At 41.3% G+C, this 17,991-nt stretch carries 8 protein-coding genes; 3 read left to right on the top strand and 5 right to left on the bottom strand.

The window, feature by feature from the left end; translation table 11 throughout:
- The first annotated feature begins 682 nt into the window (after positions 1–682).
- Positions 683–1,912: a hypothetical protein gene (locus RDO37_RS00160; RefSeq protein ID WP_308497691.1), complete on the top strand. Its 1,230-nt coding sequence runs from the start codon at positions 683–685 to the stop codon at positions 1,910–1,912.
- Positions 1,913–2,047: 135 nt separating this feature from the next.
- On the opposite strand, the gene RDO37_RS00155 is transcribed toward RDO37_RS00160, so the two are convergent.
- The 4 genes from RDO37_RS00155 to RDO37_RS00140 form a co-directional block, all read right to left on the bottom strand.
- Complete coding sequence (locus tag RDO37_RS00155; RefSeq protein ID WP_308497690.1) at positions 2,048–2,680, bottom strand: DUF4391 domain-containing protein; 633 nt, start codon at positions 2,678–2,680, stop codon at positions 2,048–2,050.
- Between the two features lie 46 nt (positions 2,681–2,726).
- Entirely contained in the window at positions 2,727–5,828 is a 3,102-nt protein-coding gene (locus RDO37_RS00150) for a helicase-related protein (RefSeq protein WP_308497689.1), read from the bottom strand.
- Between the two features lie 482 nt (positions 5,829–6,310).
- Positions 6,311–9,388, bottom strand: coding sequence for a DEAD/DEAH box helicase family protein (locus tag RDO37_RS00145; protein ID WP_308497688.1), 3,078 nt, complete (start codon positions 9,386–9,388; stop codon positions 6,311–6,313).
- Between the two features lie 212 nt (positions 9,389–9,600).
- The gene (locus RDO37_RS00140) at positions 9,601–11,514 is read right to left on the bottom strand and encodes a site-specific DNA-methyltransferase (protein ID WP_308497687.1); all 1,914 of its coding nucleotides are present in this window, start codon (positions 11,512–11,514) and stop codon (positions 9,601–9,603) included.
- Positions 11,515–12,738: 1,224 nt separating this feature from the next.
- On the opposite strand from RDO37_RS00140, the gene RDO37_RS00135 reads away from it, so the two are divergent.
- Positions 12,739–13,482, top strand: coding sequence for a hypothetical protein (locus RDO37_RS00135; protein WP_308497686.1), 744 nt, complete (start codon positions 12,739–12,741; stop codon positions 13,480–13,482).
- 112 nt (positions 13,483–13,594) lie between these two features.
- Entirely contained in the window at positions 13,595–14,971 is a 1,377-nt protein-coding gene (locus RDO37_RS00130; RefSeq protein WP_308497685.1) for a citrate transporter, read from the top strand.
- Between the two features lie 727 nt (positions 14,972–15,698).
- Here RDO37_RS00130 and RDO37_RS00125 read toward each other — a convergent pair.
- A complete protein-coding gene (locus tag RDO37_RS00125; protein WP_308497684.1) occupies positions 15,699–17,372 on the bottom strand; it encodes an alpha-glucosidase in 1,674 nt (557 codons plus the stop codon).
- Positions 17,373–17,991: the final 619 nt, after the last annotated feature.

Below are 17,991 nucleotides of genomic sequence, written 5' to 3'. Positions count from 1 at the left end.
TGCGGTCTGGCTTGTTTTAGTCTATTCATGTGCATGTTTCCCAAAAAAACTGATAAACATGCGGTTCATAATAGTTATGCCAGTTTTATATTAATACCCCCCAAATATCGTACACATACTTACACGCCGCTTTTTCTCACTTGACTGATAATATCTGTGACATTAGGCCAATACTCAAAACATGCTGATTGCTGATTACTCGTGTGTGACTACAATGTAGTACTAATCTAAGGTCACAGCCAAGTTCTCTTATAGCTTGCCATGCCACTCAAGCATCCACAGATGCTTACGAGCACAGCACAGCAAGCACTGCCAAGCACCTGCTAGCACATGCAAGGCAAGCACAGCCAAGCACCCGCTAGCACGAGCAAGGCAAGCACTGCCAAGCACCTGCTAGCACATGCAAGGCAAGCACTGCCAAGCACCTGCTAGCATAGCAAGGCAAACACTGCCAAGCACCCGCTAGCATAGTAATGCAAGCACTGCTAAGCTCCCGCTAGCATTAGCACAGCATCAAGTGATAGCTACACGAGCAAGCACATGCTGTCATGCGCTCGCTTGCCATGGTAGGTATCTAATGTAATGTGCTTAGAGCAATTAACAGCAAGGCGCATGTGACCCAAGATAGCCATGAGGTGTAATCAGCCTTTGTTAGTCATTGAAAGATAGCTGCAGGATCATTATGAGTGACTCATTTAGACTAGAGAAGAATAAGTATCGAGCACAAGCAGGTGAAATTAGAGCATCCTATGCTTATGTCTTTCGCATTGTGTTAGATGATGAGCTCTTCTTAGTGGGTAATGAGCATTATGACAATCTGCGCTTTCAGCCAGTAGGCGGTGGCTATCGCTTTGATGATGAGAGTCTTGATGATGTGAAACGCTACTTTGGGCATAAGTGTGCTCCTGGTACAGTGCGCTCTCATCAAGAAGTAGCAGTGCCAGAGGACAATGACTTTAGATTGCTCTTGCCAGCTGCAGGTATCGAGTCCTTATGCCGTTTCTTTAACAGCACCGAAGATAAAGTAGAGCTTACCAATCTCATCCAAGATCCTAAGGAAAAGCAAAATCTCACTAAAGCATATCGCGCCACCCTTGAGCGCGAAGAGCAAGAGCTTCGGGCTAATAAGCTTTACGCCTGCCAAGATCATAAGAGTACTAGCAGCAAAGATCACAAGACTACTAATCTGAGCAAAGATCACAAGCTCACCAATGACAGCCAAGAAGGCAAGATCATAAGAGGCGATCGTCCAGCCATTCGCTATAAGATCGCCACAAGCTTAAGCGACAGTGAGGTCTATGCAGGCATGCTTGAGGATACTGCACGTATGCTCTTAGAGCAAAAGGGCAATGGCTCACTCGTATGCTTAATCCCAGATAATCATGATGAGCTTATCAAGGCCATGCTTGAGGCGGCAAAGAGTTGCCATGGTGCTCAGCAGGCACTGTGTCATCGCGAGACTATCAATGATCTCAGGCGTGAGTTTGTTGAGGAAATGATTGAAAGTAAGATCGTGCCAGAGAGCATGGCAGGGCACTTTAATGAGCTTACTTATCTGTACCGTGGCCGTCATCAAGAGTACTTCTACGATGAGCGCTTTGGTACATACTCATTCTTTGTCTGCGATATCTTAGAGCTCATTCCAAATGCACAGCAGCTTGAAGTCCTGCGCTATCTTAAGGATCATGAGCATGATGACAATGCCAAAGATCGCTATGTCTTTGTAAAAGAAGATAAGATCCCTGAGCACTTACTGCTGCGCTCTGAGGCAGTTACTGCAGTGCCGTTCCCACCAATTGCCGATCACTCCGTTAAGATCTTAAGCTGCAACCTCAACGCTCTTACCATCCCACAATCAGTAGCTGCTAAAACCTCTGATCCTCAGCCACTTTTCAGCATCAAGCTTAGCTAACAGCGTGCTTGGCAAAAGGCATGCTGCGGATAAAAGAAAACGGCCTGCAAGATGAGATCTTGCAGGTCGTAGTGCATCACGACATTTATCTAAGCATCTTCATGTGAGCCTATCTAGATTAGGGAGGTGCTGCAGCTACTGAGATAATGAGGCTTTGAGTGTAGATAGATCCTTGCGCTTTGCTTCTACTTGCTCGTAAATCTCCATTTTACGACGAGGCTGAGATTCTTTTAGGCACTTTAGCTCAAGTCTTTCTATCTCTTGTTCTAACCTAAAGCATTCTTGATTGATGCGTACTGCCTTAACTGGATCTACCTGATCCTTAATCTCGAAGTTTGCGAGATCTGCAACCAGGTTGGCATAGACTTCATCGATGTTACTGCCATGCAGCTCAGGAAAGACCTCATCAAAACTCTTACAAAAGCTAGAGCATATAATTCTATCGTCAACAATAGCTAGTCTATATTGGCTATTGACGACAATTACCATCAAAAGTTTTTGCTTAATGCAAGTGGATAAGATACGCAATAGCTTTTCGCTATATGCATCGCCTTTAATCATGACCTCAATAACAAACAAGCGTTTAATATCATCGCCCGCGCAAACTCCCTCTAAGGTTTTTTCGCTCAGCTCATGCGTAATTCGCAATGACTTAAGCTCATTATTGATGAGAATCTTGTCATCAGAGCTAATCTCATTAGAGGAGTTAAGAGTGCTTATCTCTATCTCGATATTTTGGTTTTTAGTTGATTCAGGCAAGCTGCTCATTGTTTGTTAACCCCTTATGTCATTATGCAGGCAATGCATTAGTTACTTACTTAATCACAAGGAAGTCAATGAGCTCAAAATCTTTTAGATCTTGATGCGTATTCACGAAAGATACGTCATTATCGCCAGTTAAGAAGGCTGACACATCTGTCTTATTCTTAACATTGACAACAGATCGGACGGCCTTATTCAGAATGTCTGAATAGGTTTGCATCTGAATACCGTCATCTGTCTCATGGTTGAAGAGATCACAAAGCTCATGATCTGGCTCAATCTTGCCAAAGCAAAGCTTGCGGAATAGGTCCAAAAGTCGCTTAGGCTTGAGGTGGTTGGCAACAACATTGCCTTTCATATCCATGTATATGAGATAGAAAGGATGAAGCTGGTTCTTAGTGTCTTTGTGCACGTCAGCAACACGACTCTTGAGCACAAAGATTACACCTGGAGGGCATTCGCTTTCTGATTTAACAATGGCATGTAGTCCATGAGGAGCCTGGTCAAGCTCAGGATAGTCACCGCGTTTACCAATTAGGTCATTCTTAAATTGGTTAAGGCCAAGATCTAAGATTGAAATGCCGGAGCTCATATCCTCAAGGTCCACAACTTCACTGCGCAAACGTTTGAGCTGTTCTTTGCGGTACTCAAGATCGTTAGCCTCTTCACTAGAGAGAGGATTGTCATCACCTGTTGAGGTCATGACCGTAGCCTCCATACGTGATTCAACACGCTGTTTGAGCTTGATGTATTCGTCTAAAGAAATATCTGGCCAGTAGTTGATGAGCTGAATACGTTCATTCTTGGAGCCGATACGATCAATACGACCAAAACGTTGAATGATACGCACTGGATTCCAATGAATATCAAAGTTAATTAGACAATCACAGTCTTGGAGGTTTTGACCCTCACTAATACAGTCAGTAGCGATGAGAATATCAATGCTTTGACCTTGATACTCTGGATACTTGCTCTCTAACTCTTTAGAGCATGGTGAGAAGATAGACAACAAGGCATCGAAATCAATCTTGCCTTTAAAGTTAAGGTTGTGAGTGTTTTTACTGCCATTAATGAGTGCAGTATGCAAGCCATGCTTCTCAAGTGCCCAATCGCTAATACCATCGAATAAGTACTGAGCTGTATCGGCAAAGGCAGTGAAGATAATAATCTTGCGATTGTTATTATTGAGAGGATGCGAGAGCTTCTCATCAATATCAGCTTTTAACTGCATGAGTTTGGCATCTTTACTACCATCAATTGAGGAAGTCTTCTCAAGCAATTGATCTAAAATGACAATGTCATGCTCAAGTTCAGATTGCCAGCTAATATAGTCCATATGCTTGAGCTGAATCTTAGCAGTCTTATGGCCAATATTGATATCGAGCTCATCATCAAACTCATCTTCATCAAAAGTTGGCTCATCAACAGCAGCGTTAGTAAAGTTATGCTCAGAAATGAGGGCAATCATATCCTCATGCATCTTGCGCAGACGTTTTACAGTAATTCTAAAAGAGTTAATACTGCTCTCCATGCGCTTGAAGATATTGATGCTCATGAGGTGACGAATACCTTCCTCTCGACCAGCTAAAGTAAGGTTGTCTTCGTGCTCACGCTCTCTTTTGGGCAGATATTGCTCCATGTACTGAGGCAGAATGTACTGAGATGGAGTGTATATCTTCAAATGAAGAGTTTGCAAAAGGGTAAAGATCTCATGGTACTTAATACCATCAGATTTATCGCACAGAGAAGGCGAGCGATTGATTGGAGGTAAACGAGTTGGAAACTTACCAATAGCAGCTGTGTCATAGAACTGGGCAATATGTTTACGACTGCGGGCAATAGTAACCGCATCAAGCACCTTAAAGAAATCGCTATCGAGGACGTCTTGAAGGTTTCTTTCTAAACGCTCTTTAACAGGCAGTTTGCTCCACTCATTAAAGCGCTTCTGAGCAAGCTTAAAGATCTCATCGATACCAGTTGAAGTATTGAGCTTTTCATTAAGGGTATCTGGTTTGCCCTCATAGGCAAGCTGCAGCTGATTTCTAAGGTCATTGAAGTTGTTGTTAACGGGCGTAGCAGAGAGCATTAAAACCTTGGTCTTAACGCCTTGACTAATGATGCGTCTAAGCAGACGCTGATAGCGGTTATCGACTACCTCAACATCTCCAGTTGCTCGATTCTTTTTGTTTTTAGTGCCGTTTCTAAAATAGTGTGACTCATCAATAACAACAAGATCAAAGTTGCTCCAGTTAATTTGAGACAAGTCGATGCCATTGGAAGTGCCATTGTTACGTGACAGATCAGTGTGAAAGAGCACTGTATAACTAAAGCGATCGGCCTCAAGCGGATTGGTCTTGTAGTTGCGGCAGTACGTGTTCCAGTTCTGTGCTAGTTTTTTAGGGCACAGTACTAGTACACGCATGTTTCTGCTTTCGTAATATTTGATTACCGCTAAAGCAGTGAAAGTTTTACCCAGACCAACGCTATCAGCAAGGATACAGCCATTGTAGGTTTCAAGCTTGTTGATAATGCCTAAAACTGCATCTTTCTGGAAGTTATAGAGCTTCTGCCAAATAACACTATTGCGATATCCAGTACCCTCTTTAGGAAGAAAATCATCATTCATTGCATCTAAGAACTCACAAAAGAGGTTTTGCAATGTAATCATGTAAAGGTACTCGGGGGTATTCTCCTTACAGACACTACCAATGCTTTGTTTTACATTCTCGGTGACATCTGTAACTTCAGAGTCATTCCAGGCTGTTTCAAACTCAGCGTATAACTCAAGTGCATCGTCACCAGATAAGCGCACGATATTGCCAAAAGGGCGACGTCCTGATTGAGTTAAGCCTAAGTAGTCAGTAGCAAAGTGATTGATTTGGAGGTAGGCAAAACATCCATCAAAATTCTTAACCACGAATACTTCATTAATTTCGAGTTCATGAGAAGTATTAGTGTATAAGGTGCACTTACGATCTAACCATTCAGCGCATGCATGAGCAAGCGAGCGTTGGGTCAAAGGATTGCGCAGACGTATCTCGAACTCACAGCCATGGATGACTTTCTCACGATTAATACGTGGGATGATAAATTCTCTAAGCTGCTTGTCTTTCTTTTCTTTCTCAAAAGCTGGCTCTGTATAGATAAACCGCACATTATCAACACAATCAAGATTATCTCGTAGAGCTTCATAAGCAAAAATGCTGAAACTTTTCGCAGCAATGCATACGCTACATCCTGGTGTAAGCACCTGACGTAAATCATCAATAACCTTAGAGCTTGTGTTGTTAAATAAGACAGATTCTTGCATTATGAGATACGTACCATTGTCTGTTTGGAGAAGCTAGATCTAGTTTGGGCTATACAATCCTAGGGCTAAACTTGTACCAAGAAAGAGCTCATAGAGGGGATTTAGTTAGATTACCATCAACTAGCCTGAATGATAATTATAGGCTATTAGAAAGGACAAAACCTAAATATGCGCACTAAACTAATCTACTTTGCATAGAATAGCCAAAAGTTGGCGTGCATCTTATATGGTATGAAGATAAATGATATTACAATCACATCAAATCATGATGTGACTGTAATATTACTAATGCATGAAGAACTTAGATAAGTTCGAGTTTGGCAGGACTAAACGGTACGTACTGCACAGCGTAGCAGGTCATCGAAGGTCGCAACTTTTTCATAGCGGATTTTTGACGCATCTACGTTGAACATACGTCTAGCGCACTCAATCTTGGTATTTTCAATCTTGCGCAGCTGCATAGAGGAAATGTCGCCCTTGGTTTCAGCCACGAAGTAAATATGCTTTACTTGTCCTTCCTTAAAAGTCACCGCCCAGTCAGGTGAATAGCGGCCAACTGGAGTTGGAATATAGAAACCACGCGGCAGTTTGGCATAGACACATACTTCCTCAGCCTTCTCAAGTTCATTGGCAAAGGATTTTTCTACCTCAGCATCATAGAACAGACGGTCTGTAATGTGTTTTGAGGTGATGATATTAGATGCATCGGCCGAATGCTTAACTTCAGTAAAGATATTGCTTGAGTAAGTATCGCTCAGAGGCTCGTAAACTATATGCTCAACTAACATAGTTGCTTTTTGCTCTTTAATAATCCTTACTGCGCGGGCGATGAATTGCTCTGGATTCTTGGCAAAGAGTCCAAACTTCTCATCAGAAAGGCTCTTAAGGATTTTTGTGGCAGTTCTACGAGTGATTTTAGCTCCCTTGGCAATATCGCCCACAAGATCATACTTAACCGAAGAACCTTCGATGCCAAGATTAAGCTCGGTGCGGCTAGATTTTGCCTTGAATGATTCTGCATCAATCTGATTACCGGTACTGATCTTAACTAGCATCTCGTCAACATTGAGCTCTTGAGCTAGAGCTGCAGCTGCATTTTGGATGAGCTCTGAGCTGTCATATGAAACAGTATAGAAGTACTTTCTGTTGATGCTTCTCCACAGTTCCTTAAACTCTTTACTTCTAAAGTTTTCGTTCAGGCCATTATTCACAAGAGCATGTTTATTTTCGTTATAAACCATGTTCTTAAGTGCAGTGGTCTGAGCGTAGGTTGAGCGGGCCGCCTCATGAATAAACATAGACAGCTTTTCTAATTTTGTACCAACAGAAACAGTTGTACCAGCCTCAACAGCTTGCTTATAAGCATCGGTAACGAGACCATAATCGTCAATGTAATCATTGCTCAAGAAGTAGCTATAGATCATAGCTGCTTCCTGCTCAGTGATACTGTGAACGGTGTTGTCTTCTAGCTTTACTTTCTTGCCCTTGAAGAGCTTCAGATCGATCACAGTTGGACGTTCGCGCAGTACATCTTTGGTCTCAGATTGAAGAGTATCAACAAAGTCTTCGTAGCTTTCATTGGCAATAACAGTCAGAGTATTGAGCTCATGGACATTATCCCCCAGTACTGAAATATCCATGCGTTCACCCTGGTCATTTACGCACAGACGTAAGCCACGGCCAACTTCTTGACGCTTGTTGATGGTTGAGCTGGTGTGGCGTAGCGTACAAATCTGGAAAACGTTAGGGTTATCCCAGCCTTCACGCAATGCCGAGTGAGAGAAGATAAATCTAGTCGGCTCTTCAAAACTCAGTAGACGCTCTTTATTGCGTAGGATCAAATCATAGGCCGAGGTGTCATCTGAAATGCCATCTTTCTTGGTCTTAGAGTTTACGGCGCGGCCTTTGTCGATTGAGAAATAGCCATTGTGAACCGATGCCTCATGATCTTTGGTCTTAAGCAAGTACTGATAGTAGGCGTGCTTATTAAGCTCTTCAGGAGGTGCATTCTTGAAGCCCTCCTCAATACGCTCAAGTGTCTGCATAAGTAAAGAGTGGTACTCTTCTTCAAACCATTGAGCAAACTTTCCTTTAACCTCTAGGCCATCCTCTGAGTAGCCTCTGTAGTTAGCAACCTCATCAATAAAGAAAAGGCTTAAGGTCTTGATGCCGCGATTAAAGAGGTCTTCTTCTTTGTCAAAGTGTGAGCGTATAGTCTCACGAATCTGTACACGCTGCAGTGCATCTTCACTTTTATCACCAGCTACATCGCCCTTGTAAATGACTGAACCATCAGATAGTTTGATGCAGTTATATACAGGCAGAATCTCGCTAACACGCAAGTCTTTGTACTGATTGAGCTCATGCGATGCTACAAAAAGATCGTCATTAGCTCTGAGTTTTAAACTCTTACGAACAGTCTTGCCTGAGGCAGTCTTAACCTCCATCTCAACAAGTGCAACTGGAGCTTCATCACGAGAAAGTAAAATGCTATCTAAGTAAAGGTAACCATCGGATCCACTAAGGTTTTTAAGTTCAAAACCCTTTACAGAAATTCGCTTTACTAACTTCTGCTCAAAGGCATCCACTGCATCTAGTGCGTAGATACAATTGTGCTTAGTGCGGTGAGTTGCTGAGTAGTTGATGGTAAAGAGTGGATTAAACTGAGCCAGGCCATCAATTGTCTTCTTACCTTCAGCCTTTTGCGGCTCATCAATCAGCATAATAGGATTAGTTCTAGCAATAACGTCGATAGGACGTAAAGAGTTAAACTCATCACGCTGAGAGTAGATTGTACGAGTTACGTTATTCTTCTTGGATTCATCAAAGCTATTGAAGGCCTGAATATTAATAATCATGACCTCAATATTGTCAGATGTTGCAAACTGTCTAAGCATAGAGAGGTTGGATGAGTCATAAACAAAGTACTCAGCCTTCTTCTCATACTCATTGAAAAAGTGTCTCTCGAGCATAGAGAAGCTCTTTACAACACCCTCACGAATCGCAATGCTAGGCACAACAACAATGAACTTTTCCCAGCCATAACGCTTGTTGAGCTCAAATATGGTCTTGATGTAGACGTAGGTTTTGCCAGTGCCTGTCTCCATCTCGATATCTAAAACGCATGAGCCTAGCTTAGGATCGCCAACAAGCTTATCTGACATCAGGATATTAGAACGCTTTTGGACCTCCTGTATATTAAGGAGTAAGCGCTCTTTGAGGTTTGGACCAATATTCAAAGGTGCATTACGTAGACCATATTCATCCCGAACAACTTTAAAAGCATCTTGTTTAGTGCTTAAGATATAGCTATAGCCATCTTGATATGGTTGACCTGTGAATACTTCAACGGTGTTGCTAACTGCATCGGTCTGATACTGTTGTTTCTTGAACTGAAATTCCATAACCCAAATACTCAGTCAGAATAAGGCAAAAGACATTAGCTATACCTGCAAGATTACCTGTAGAATATAGCTAAGAGGCTCTAAAGCTATACCTGCCAGATTACCTGCAGAATATAGCTAAGAGGCTCTAAAGCTATACCTGCCAGATTGCTGGTGGATAGCTACTAAGCGCTAAAGATATTTTTTGTTTAGAAGTAGAACAGATTAAGGAGCTAGAGCACCTTAATTGTAGTGTTTGGTGAGATAGCCATGAAGATCTGCTCCATGTTATCTGCAACATCGTCTCTAGCCATAGAGCCATCGCGCGTGATGAAATACACCGGCTTACGCTCGGCTATAGCTTTCACTGTGGCAAGATCGATGTACTCATCAAAGCAAGCAATCAGGTAGCCGTCGCGTACAATGAACACTTCTTTGTTGTTTATATGTTCCAAACTGATAGAAGAGTTCAGCAATACATCAGTCTCAAGCATGGTCTGATACAGTAAATCTTCACTAGAACGATCTTGCTTGATGTTATCAGATACAAGCGAGTTACGATTCACATGATTAGGAATGTAGAACGTATCTTCCATATTAGAGCTGTCAAGCTTAAGAACACGGAAACCAACGTCAAGATCCTTTGCTTGATCTCCAAACTCAGATTTTATTTGTGCTCCAGCTTTGCGGATTCGTTCTTTGCCTATTTCACATATTGTCTTGTAGCCTGCCTTGAAAGATAAACTATCTTCATCAATAGCAGCAGGAATTTGAATCATAATAAACTTACGATTAAAGCCTTCTATTGCATTCAACTCAATAACAGCATGAGCGGTAGTTGCAGATCCAGAAAAGAAATCCAATATAATATCGTCATCCTTTGTATTAGCTAAAGTTAATAGCTTTTTAAGTAGAGAAGTTGGCTTAGGCATATCGAATACCTTTTGCCCCATAAGCTTCATGAGTTCTTTTGTGCCTTCAGTGGTTGTACCCACTAACTCTCCACTAAACCAAGAGTCATCAACGGAACCGAATTCTTTCTTTTCCTCGTAAAAGACTTTTAATTGCGGTCTTCCAGTACCTGACTTGCCGAATAAGATACGACCATCGTTTAGATATCTTAGGTAGTTTTTATGATCTGTACACCAACAACGGCCTGAAGGTGGCAAAAATTGTTCACCAGTATTCGGATTAGTTATTAGATAGGTTAGGTTTTTTCTTTCGTTTGGGGCATCAAAAGGATTTGTTTTCCATGGCCCACGCGGATCATTGTCAGGATTAGCAAATTTAGTCTTATCTAGAGGTAGTGGCTTACAAACAAATGAGTCGCTTTTATGCCATTCAGTAGAGTTATTCTCTTTAATTCGACGGTTTTTTCTTCTTCTCTTTTTAGCATAGGCTAATATGTACTCATGGTTGATACTAAAATCAGTATCATTCTGTTTAGAAGTTCTAGACTGCCATGGGATTTGTGCCACCAGGTTTTCGATGCCGAAAACTTCATCACATATCATTCTCAATGTCTGTGATTCGTTATCGTCAATTGATATAAAGATCACTCCATCATCACGCAGAAGATCTCGGGCAACCTTAAGACGTGGGTAGATCATATTGAGCCAGTCAGTGTGGAAACGACCGTTAGAATTGCTGTTTACAACAAGTCTATTGCCGTCATTGTCCTTTTGGCCACTAAGATGTAGGAACTCGTCAGAGTCCATGGTGAAATCGTCTTCATATACAAAGTCATTACCGGTGTTGTAAGGAGGATCGATATAGATCATCTTTACACGAGAGCGGTAGGTATTGCGTAGGACTTTGAGTACATCGAGGTTATCGCCTTCGATGTATAGATTGCCTGTGTTATCAAAGTCCAGACTTTCTTCACGACATGGACGTAATGTTTTGGATGTGCGGGCGTTGGCAAGACGAATGGCGTCAGATTTCTGAGGCCAAGTGAAGTTGTAACGCTCTTGGGATCCTTCAACGATCTTAGATGATAAGGTTGCTTTGAGCTTGTCAAAGTCTACTGCTTGTACTACTTGGCCATTTTCATCAGTAGCCTCAGTAATACAGTCAGGGAATATCTGAGCAAGAGCTTCGATGTTAGAGCTAGTGACATTGCCGCTGTGCATTTTAAGCTTCTCCATTTTGCACCTCGCAAAGTGAAGAATGGCTTAAATTTGCGGTTTTTATACTAGAGAGTAGGTTGAGATTTCGTGCCCCCCCCCCCTACACAATTATGATTGCACTTGTCAAGTGTACAGATCTTTATTAGCGACATTTATGTTGCTCCGATTAAATTAAGGCCAAGCACCAAGGCATTACTAATTACCATTAGCAAGGAGTACGCATGTTTGTATAGCAATTGCTAAAAAATGACTTTTAGTGGTCTAGCATTGGTTTTTGAGGTCTTTGGCCAATAATCTGAGATTAATAGCTCTAACGGGATGAGATTAAAAGTATAGCGCATCTATGATACATGGGAATAAATGATTTGCATAAAGCGCGTCGTATTGGGTATCAAAGATCATGGAATCTTGATTATCTGCTTAATTGTATTGATACGATTAATGGGCATTGATGTGCGGGCGTTGGTGCTGGATTGTTGCAAGGCTGCAGAGGTTATGACAGATAGATCGTGGCAATTATGAAAGCATGCTGCTGACAAAAGAAAACGGCCTGCAAGGTGGGATCTTGCAAGCTGCAGTGCATCACGTTCTTGCTCTAAGCATCTTCATTTGAGCCTATCTAGAGTAGGGGGTGCTGCAGCTACTGAGCTAAGTACTTGGTCGATTTTAGGGAGTGGCTTATATAAGGCTTTTGCTATATGATTTTGACCATGGTTCTACATGATCCGTACATGTAGTTTTCTATTACGCAAGCCTCATAAGTTAACGGTATACCGAATCATCTATAAATTCTCGTTTTAGTTGCCAAGCTACGTTACTGGAAAGTGCTGTAAATTATCTTAGCTCAATTGCTTTCAATTGCTCACTAATGGTTATTTTTATTATTAAAGGTGGTTAAAGAAATCACAAAGTTGCGCTATTATGTGGATGAGTCAATATTGCCAAAACAATTGAGTTAGCGTTTATTTAAAGTATTTTGGCCGATCTTTAATAGATCTTCTACGCTCTATTAAGTCCTTGTTGCAAAGCACTTATTACACTTAGATCCCTAAGTAAAACTGCCTTTTGAGGTCTATGAGTGTGCTTTAGGTAAAAATACCTCTTTTGTTTTCATTATTGGCGTATTTTGGAAGTAAACAATTAACTTGCTGTTAACCAAAATCTCTCACAACAATGTTTTGAGCTCTTTAATCTTTTCTTAAAGTCTAAAAAATATTGTTAATGATAACTCTGGTGAATTTTATGCCAACCAACGAACAATTAGTAAGACGAGGCATTTTTATAGCTACTGGCTATTTATGTGCTGGTGTAGTGGTTGCTATTTTTGCAGGTCTACCTTTATGGATCTCATTTTTTAATAGCGAATTTTCAATTGCTGCAATTGTGGTTAGCGCAACCTTTATTGCAGGCCTCATTATTGGCATGTTGATCTTACGCCCTTTAATTCCAAAGGTTGGTGTAAAAGCCGTGTTTGAGCAAGATGTTTTAATCTTAATGATAGGCTTACTGTTCATGTCTTTAGCCATGAACCAGGCCATGCTCATCGTTGGTCTTTTAGTTACTGGTGTCGCTATGAGCTGGTACTTTACTGCTAACTTTAAAGTCCAAGTAAAAGCAGCTAAAACTGGTGGTGCCTCCGCCCTTGCTTTAGGTGGCTGGGCATTAGGACCTATTGTGGTAGTTTTTGTCTTAAACTACTTTGAACAACATGGTTTACTTATCTTACGTTTACTCTATGCTCACTTCATTATTTTTGCTTTCTGGGTATGGGTACAGCGCTTAGGTCTTCATACTGATTACTCCGATGCCCCAGAGTTTATCTTACGTATTCAAAGCGACGAGGTAGTAGCAAAAGCTCGTCCACGTAAAAAGATCTTTGATCCAGGTGCAAGCGCCTCTGATGAGTTTTTAAAGAATCACTCTACTATTAAAGATCAAGATAAGAGTGAAGGTGATAGCAAAAACTCACCTGAAAATCGTGTGTGATAACTTTAAATTAGTTTGTGTGTGTGTTGCTATTTAGCAATGTTTGAATGAAAGGTTTGATATGCCCTTGTTATTAAAATTATTCAGCTTAATAGCTTTGGGACTGGTGACCATGGCTCCTGCCTGTGCCAGTGAAACTATTTTCACCACTACTACCATCTATGGCATTCGCTATGAGATGATTATCTTTGGTCTTATTTTGCTCGGCGTTGCTGTTTTCTACAATAAGACCATGCATGTTGCCATTATAGGTTTATTATGCTTGTGTTTTTACAAGTATGAATTTATTGATGGCTTTTCTGTAATTCATAAGGTTATTGGTTATACCAATGCAGATGGCCAATGGGTTAAAGGATCTTGGAACACTTATTTAAACCTAGCTTTAATGCTTCCTGGCTTTGCTATTTTAGCTAGCATTTTCGAAGAGTCTCGCTTCCCTGCTGTACTACCACGCTATCTTCCTCAAGGCATCTTTGGTGCCATGGCCTTGCTAGCTTTTGTATTTATCCTCTCTACTTTCTTGGATAATATTGCAGCAGCAATTATTGGCTGTTCTATGGCAGCTACCTTATACAAAAACAAGGTACATATTGGTTACATTGCAGCTATCTGTGCGGCCTCTAACGCTGGTGGTGCTGGCTCTGTTGTAGGTGATACTACCACTACCTTAATTTGGATTTATGGTAAGGATCCTTTAGTTTTAGCTCATGCCTTTATTCCTGCTATTTCTGCTTTCTTAGTATTAGCTTTTTTTGGTGCTCGTCAGCAACATCACTATACTCAAGATATTTTTGTTCCAGAGGGTGGTGTTAAAGTTGAAAATCGCCGTATCGCATTAGTAGGCTTAATCTTAGCTGGCGCTATTATTTTCAACTACTTCTTTGAGTTCCCTGCTTTAGGTATTTGGATTGCAATCTTAATTGGTACTCCTTTTGTTAAGATTAACTTCCGTGAAGGCTTAACTGCTATTGAGTCCACCGTATTCTTGATTGCATTAGTATTCTGCGCTGAGTTAGTTCCTATTGACTCAGTACCAGATGCTTCCATCTTATCTACTATGGCTATTGGCTTCGTGTCCTCAGTATTTAATAACATCCCATTAACTCAATTAACTTTAATTAAGGGTGGCTATGACTGGGCATTAATCTCTTATGCTGTAGGCTTTGGTGGTTCCATGATTTGGTTCGGTTCCTCTGCAGGTGTAGCCGTATGTAACGTCTTCCCTAAGGCCCGCTCCTTCATGAACTGGTTACGTTATGGTTGGCACATTCCTTTTGCCTTCGTAATTGGTTTTGGTGTGTACCTCATTACCTTAGGTTGGGATCCGATGAAGGGCAACCCACCAGATCAAATGCCTGAACCTATTACCAAGCAAGAAGCTATTGGTAACACTAAAATTCACAAGAATGCAGCTATCCCACCTCAAGTACAATTCATGCCTGAGGCTCAAGATAGTGCGGCAGCTCCTGCTCCTGTGACACAGGACTAGTATAAATATACAGAATAGGACACTAAATAACTGTGCATAGACTGGCACAGTTTTAAAACACAGCCAACTTAACCGTCCTGAATTTTTCTATATTTCGTACAATATCTCAGATATAAACACAATATATCTTACACAATTACTAAGGGCTAAAGCTTCATAAACCTGATGCTTTAGCCCTTTTTTATTTTTAGAAAGCACTCAAGAAACCATTGATAATATGCCATAATTATTCGTACGATTCGTGCGAATATCTTAAGCAATATGAACTTCTAAAGCTTAGTAGGGAAAAGCAAAAACAAAAGAAAAGGCTAAGGCTAAGGCTGAGGCAAGGCTAAGGCTAAGGCTAAGGCAAGGCTAAGGCTAAGGCAAGGCTAAGGCAAGGCAAGGCAAGGCAAGGCAAGGCAAAGCTGCTGCCAATAAAGAGCTTTATCTTATAGAGTTGCTAGTGAAGCGATTACACAATGTGCCTTATAGCTAGGGTTGATTAAAACTACTGTATAGGTGAATAGGCTGCTCTACTGTTAGCCTAGGAAGGTCTATTGCAGGGGAGGTTTTGCCTTCGGGAGGATAAGCGTTCGTGGAAAGTTTGTGTGGCAAAACTTTAGATGCTTTTGGGACGGTTTGATAAAAAGAGGCCTTGTGGGTAAACAAGGCCTCTTGAGGTGTGTGCTCTAATGAACTTTAGTTGTGTAGGCAGAAATATCGCCTTTTGGTGTTTAAGCCTTAATTAAAGCAATACGATGACAGAAGTGCCTTCTGGAACGATTACTTGCTTATTCTCGATAGTAGCCTTATCAGAGCTTAATAAGATTTGGCTGCTCTCGTTAACGTCAAACTTAACTGGAGCAGCGCCAAAGTTTGCAACTACCATTAAGGTGTGCTCTTTACCCTTACGTAAGTAAGCGATGGTGTGGTCGTTTGGATCCTCTAAGGCAACAAACTCACCATAAGTAAAGGCCTCAATGTACTTAGGATCTTTACGTAACTTAATTAAGGTCTTGTAGTAGTTAAGTACAGAGTTAGGATCCTTTTGCTCAGAAGCTACGTTAACAGTCTTGTAGTCCTGGTTAACCTTCATCCATGGCTTAACAGTTGAGAAGCCAGCGTACTGACTATCATCCCATAGCATTGGAACACGGCCATGGTCACGAGCTTGATCATTTAAGACCTGCATAGTAACGGTCTCAGATAAGCCTTGCTCTTGACACATCTGGTATTGATCCTTGCTCTGGCAATCATCTAACTCATCGATGTTGTCAAACTTGGTGTTAAGCATACCAAGCTCTTGGCCCTGGAATACGAAAGGAACGCCCTTTAAGGTGAGGTTTACAGTACCTAATGCCTTAGCACCCTTGGCGTTTTGCCACATAAGTGGTAAGTAGGTAGAAACACCACGTGGCTCATCATGGTTCTCGATAACTGGGGCTAAGAAGCCAATATCACCGGCAGTCTTTTGAGCCTCAAAAATTACCTTACGGTATTGGGCTACGCTTAACTTCTCAAAGCCATAGAAGCAGTAGTGCTTGGTTAAAGCTTCACGAGCGGAGAAATCAAAGATGGAGCTAAATACACCATCATCGCCAATAAAGTCTTTTACGTTGTCCTTAGTAATACCAAATACTTCACCTACGGAGAACTTATCGTTAGGGTGGAAGGTACGGCTATTCATTTCACGTAAGAAGTTTAAGGCAACATCAACGTTTTGGCTGTTCATCACGCCGCAGGAGCACATGCCATCGCCTACGCTATCAGGAGTGTACATAGGATAGGTAGGATCTTTACCGATACACATAATGGCATCAACACGGAAGCCAGCAATACCCATGTCCACTAACCACCAGTTCATCATCTCATAGATCTTCTCACGAAGTTTTGGATTGAACCAATTGAGATCTGGTTGCTTCTTGTGGAAGAAGTGGCAGTAGTAAAGATTGTCTTGGCCTGGAACCTTATCCCATACGCTGCCGCCAAAGCAAGCACGTAAGTTGTTAGGCTCTTTACCATCCTTGCCTTCACGGAAAATAAAGTAAGAGGCTTCTTCACAAGTTGGATCAGCACTAGCCTTCTTAAACCACTCGTGCTCATCAGAGCAGTGGTTTACGACTAAGTCCATAATAATGCCAATACCGTACTTATCAGCCTCAGATTTTAACTTCTTGAAGTCTTCTAAGGAACCGAAGATAGGATCGATATCTTGGTAGTCAGCAATATCGTAACCCTGATCTGCAAAAGGTGACTTATAAATAGGAGAGATCCATAAGAGCTCAATACCTAAGTCAGCTAAATAAGGGATCTTTTCAATAATACCTGGTAAATCACCAAAACCATCACCATTGGTATCTTTGAAGCTCTTTGGATAAATTTGATAGGCTACTTTGCCATGCCACCACTTGGTCTGCATATTCTTCTCCAATAGACAATAGCTGACTGTAAACACACACGTAATGACTTAATTAGAATTAGTGTTAATCAGCCCAAGGTAAAAATACAACTACAATGTCAATCACATGACTATAGTCTTGCTTAATAAAGGTTAAAAACTTGCTTAGATTAACCTATAGCTAAAACTAAATTAGATGCTTAATAAAACAAATCTTTAGGAAATAAATAAGAGTAAAAGCCGATTTAGTGAACATTTACCCCTGTTCCTACAAGAGCAATTATAGAGAGCTAATAAGATAATCTGTTATGACTTTTTGGCTAAAAAGTACACTATATTAACTATAACTTATTAAGATCGCTGAATATGAGTGACCTTTATCACAAAGTGACCGATGAGCTGGGATTCGCCTATATGCTGTATTGATTTGAAACCTCATACTAAGCACAGCCCATACGCTTAGCAGGTCATGTCCTTATCAGGCCATGGCCTACGCTTGCATAGTCTGCTAGAACCTTCAATGCAACCTTAGCCAACCTAACAAGTTGGTGCTTAAACTTCTACCTCACCAATAGTGCCTTAGCAGCCAATAAGATTGGCAATAGCAAAGAGCATTAAGTCACTAAAATATGAGGGGGAG

The sequence above is a fragment of the uncultured Anaerobiospirillum sp. genome (assembly GCF_902485895.1).
GTDB lineage: Bacteria > Pseudomonadota > Gammaproteobacteria > Enterobacterales > Succinivibrionaceae > Anaerobiospirillum > Anaerobiospirillum succiniciproducens.
This window is presented reverse-complemented; position numbering and strand designations above follow the sequence as displayed.

Excerpts from the sequence above, each read along its gene's own strand:
- RDO37_RS00160 (WP_308497691.1), top strand. The coding sequence starts at position 683 with ATGAGTGACTCATTTAGACTAGAGAAGAATAAGTATCGAGCACAAGCA.
- RDO37_RS00155 (WP_308497690.1), bottom strand. The coding sequence starts at position 2,680 with ATGAGCAGCTTGCCTGAATCAACTAAAAACCAAAATATCGAGATAGAG.
- RDO37_RS00145 (WP_308497688.1), bottom strand. The coding sequence starts at position 9,388 with ATGGAATTTCAGTTCAAGAAACAACAGTATCAGACCGATGCAGTTAGC.
- RDO37_RS00140 (WP_308497687.1), bottom strand. The coding sequence starts at position 11,514 with ATGGAGAAGCTTAAAATGCACAGCGGCAATGTCACTAGCTCTAACATC.
- RDO37_RS00135 (WP_308497686.1), top strand. The coding sequence starts at position 12,739 with ATGCCAACCAACGAACAATTAGTAAGACGAGGCATTTTTATAGCTACT.
- RDO37_RS00130 (WP_308497685.1), top strand. The coding sequence starts at position 13,595 with ATGGCTCCTGCCTGTGCCAGTGAAACTATTTTCACCACTACTACCATC.
- RDO37_RS00125 (WP_308497684.1), bottom strand. The coding sequence starts at position 17,372 with ATGCAGACCAAGTGGTGGCATGGCAAAGTAGCCTATCAAATTTATCCA.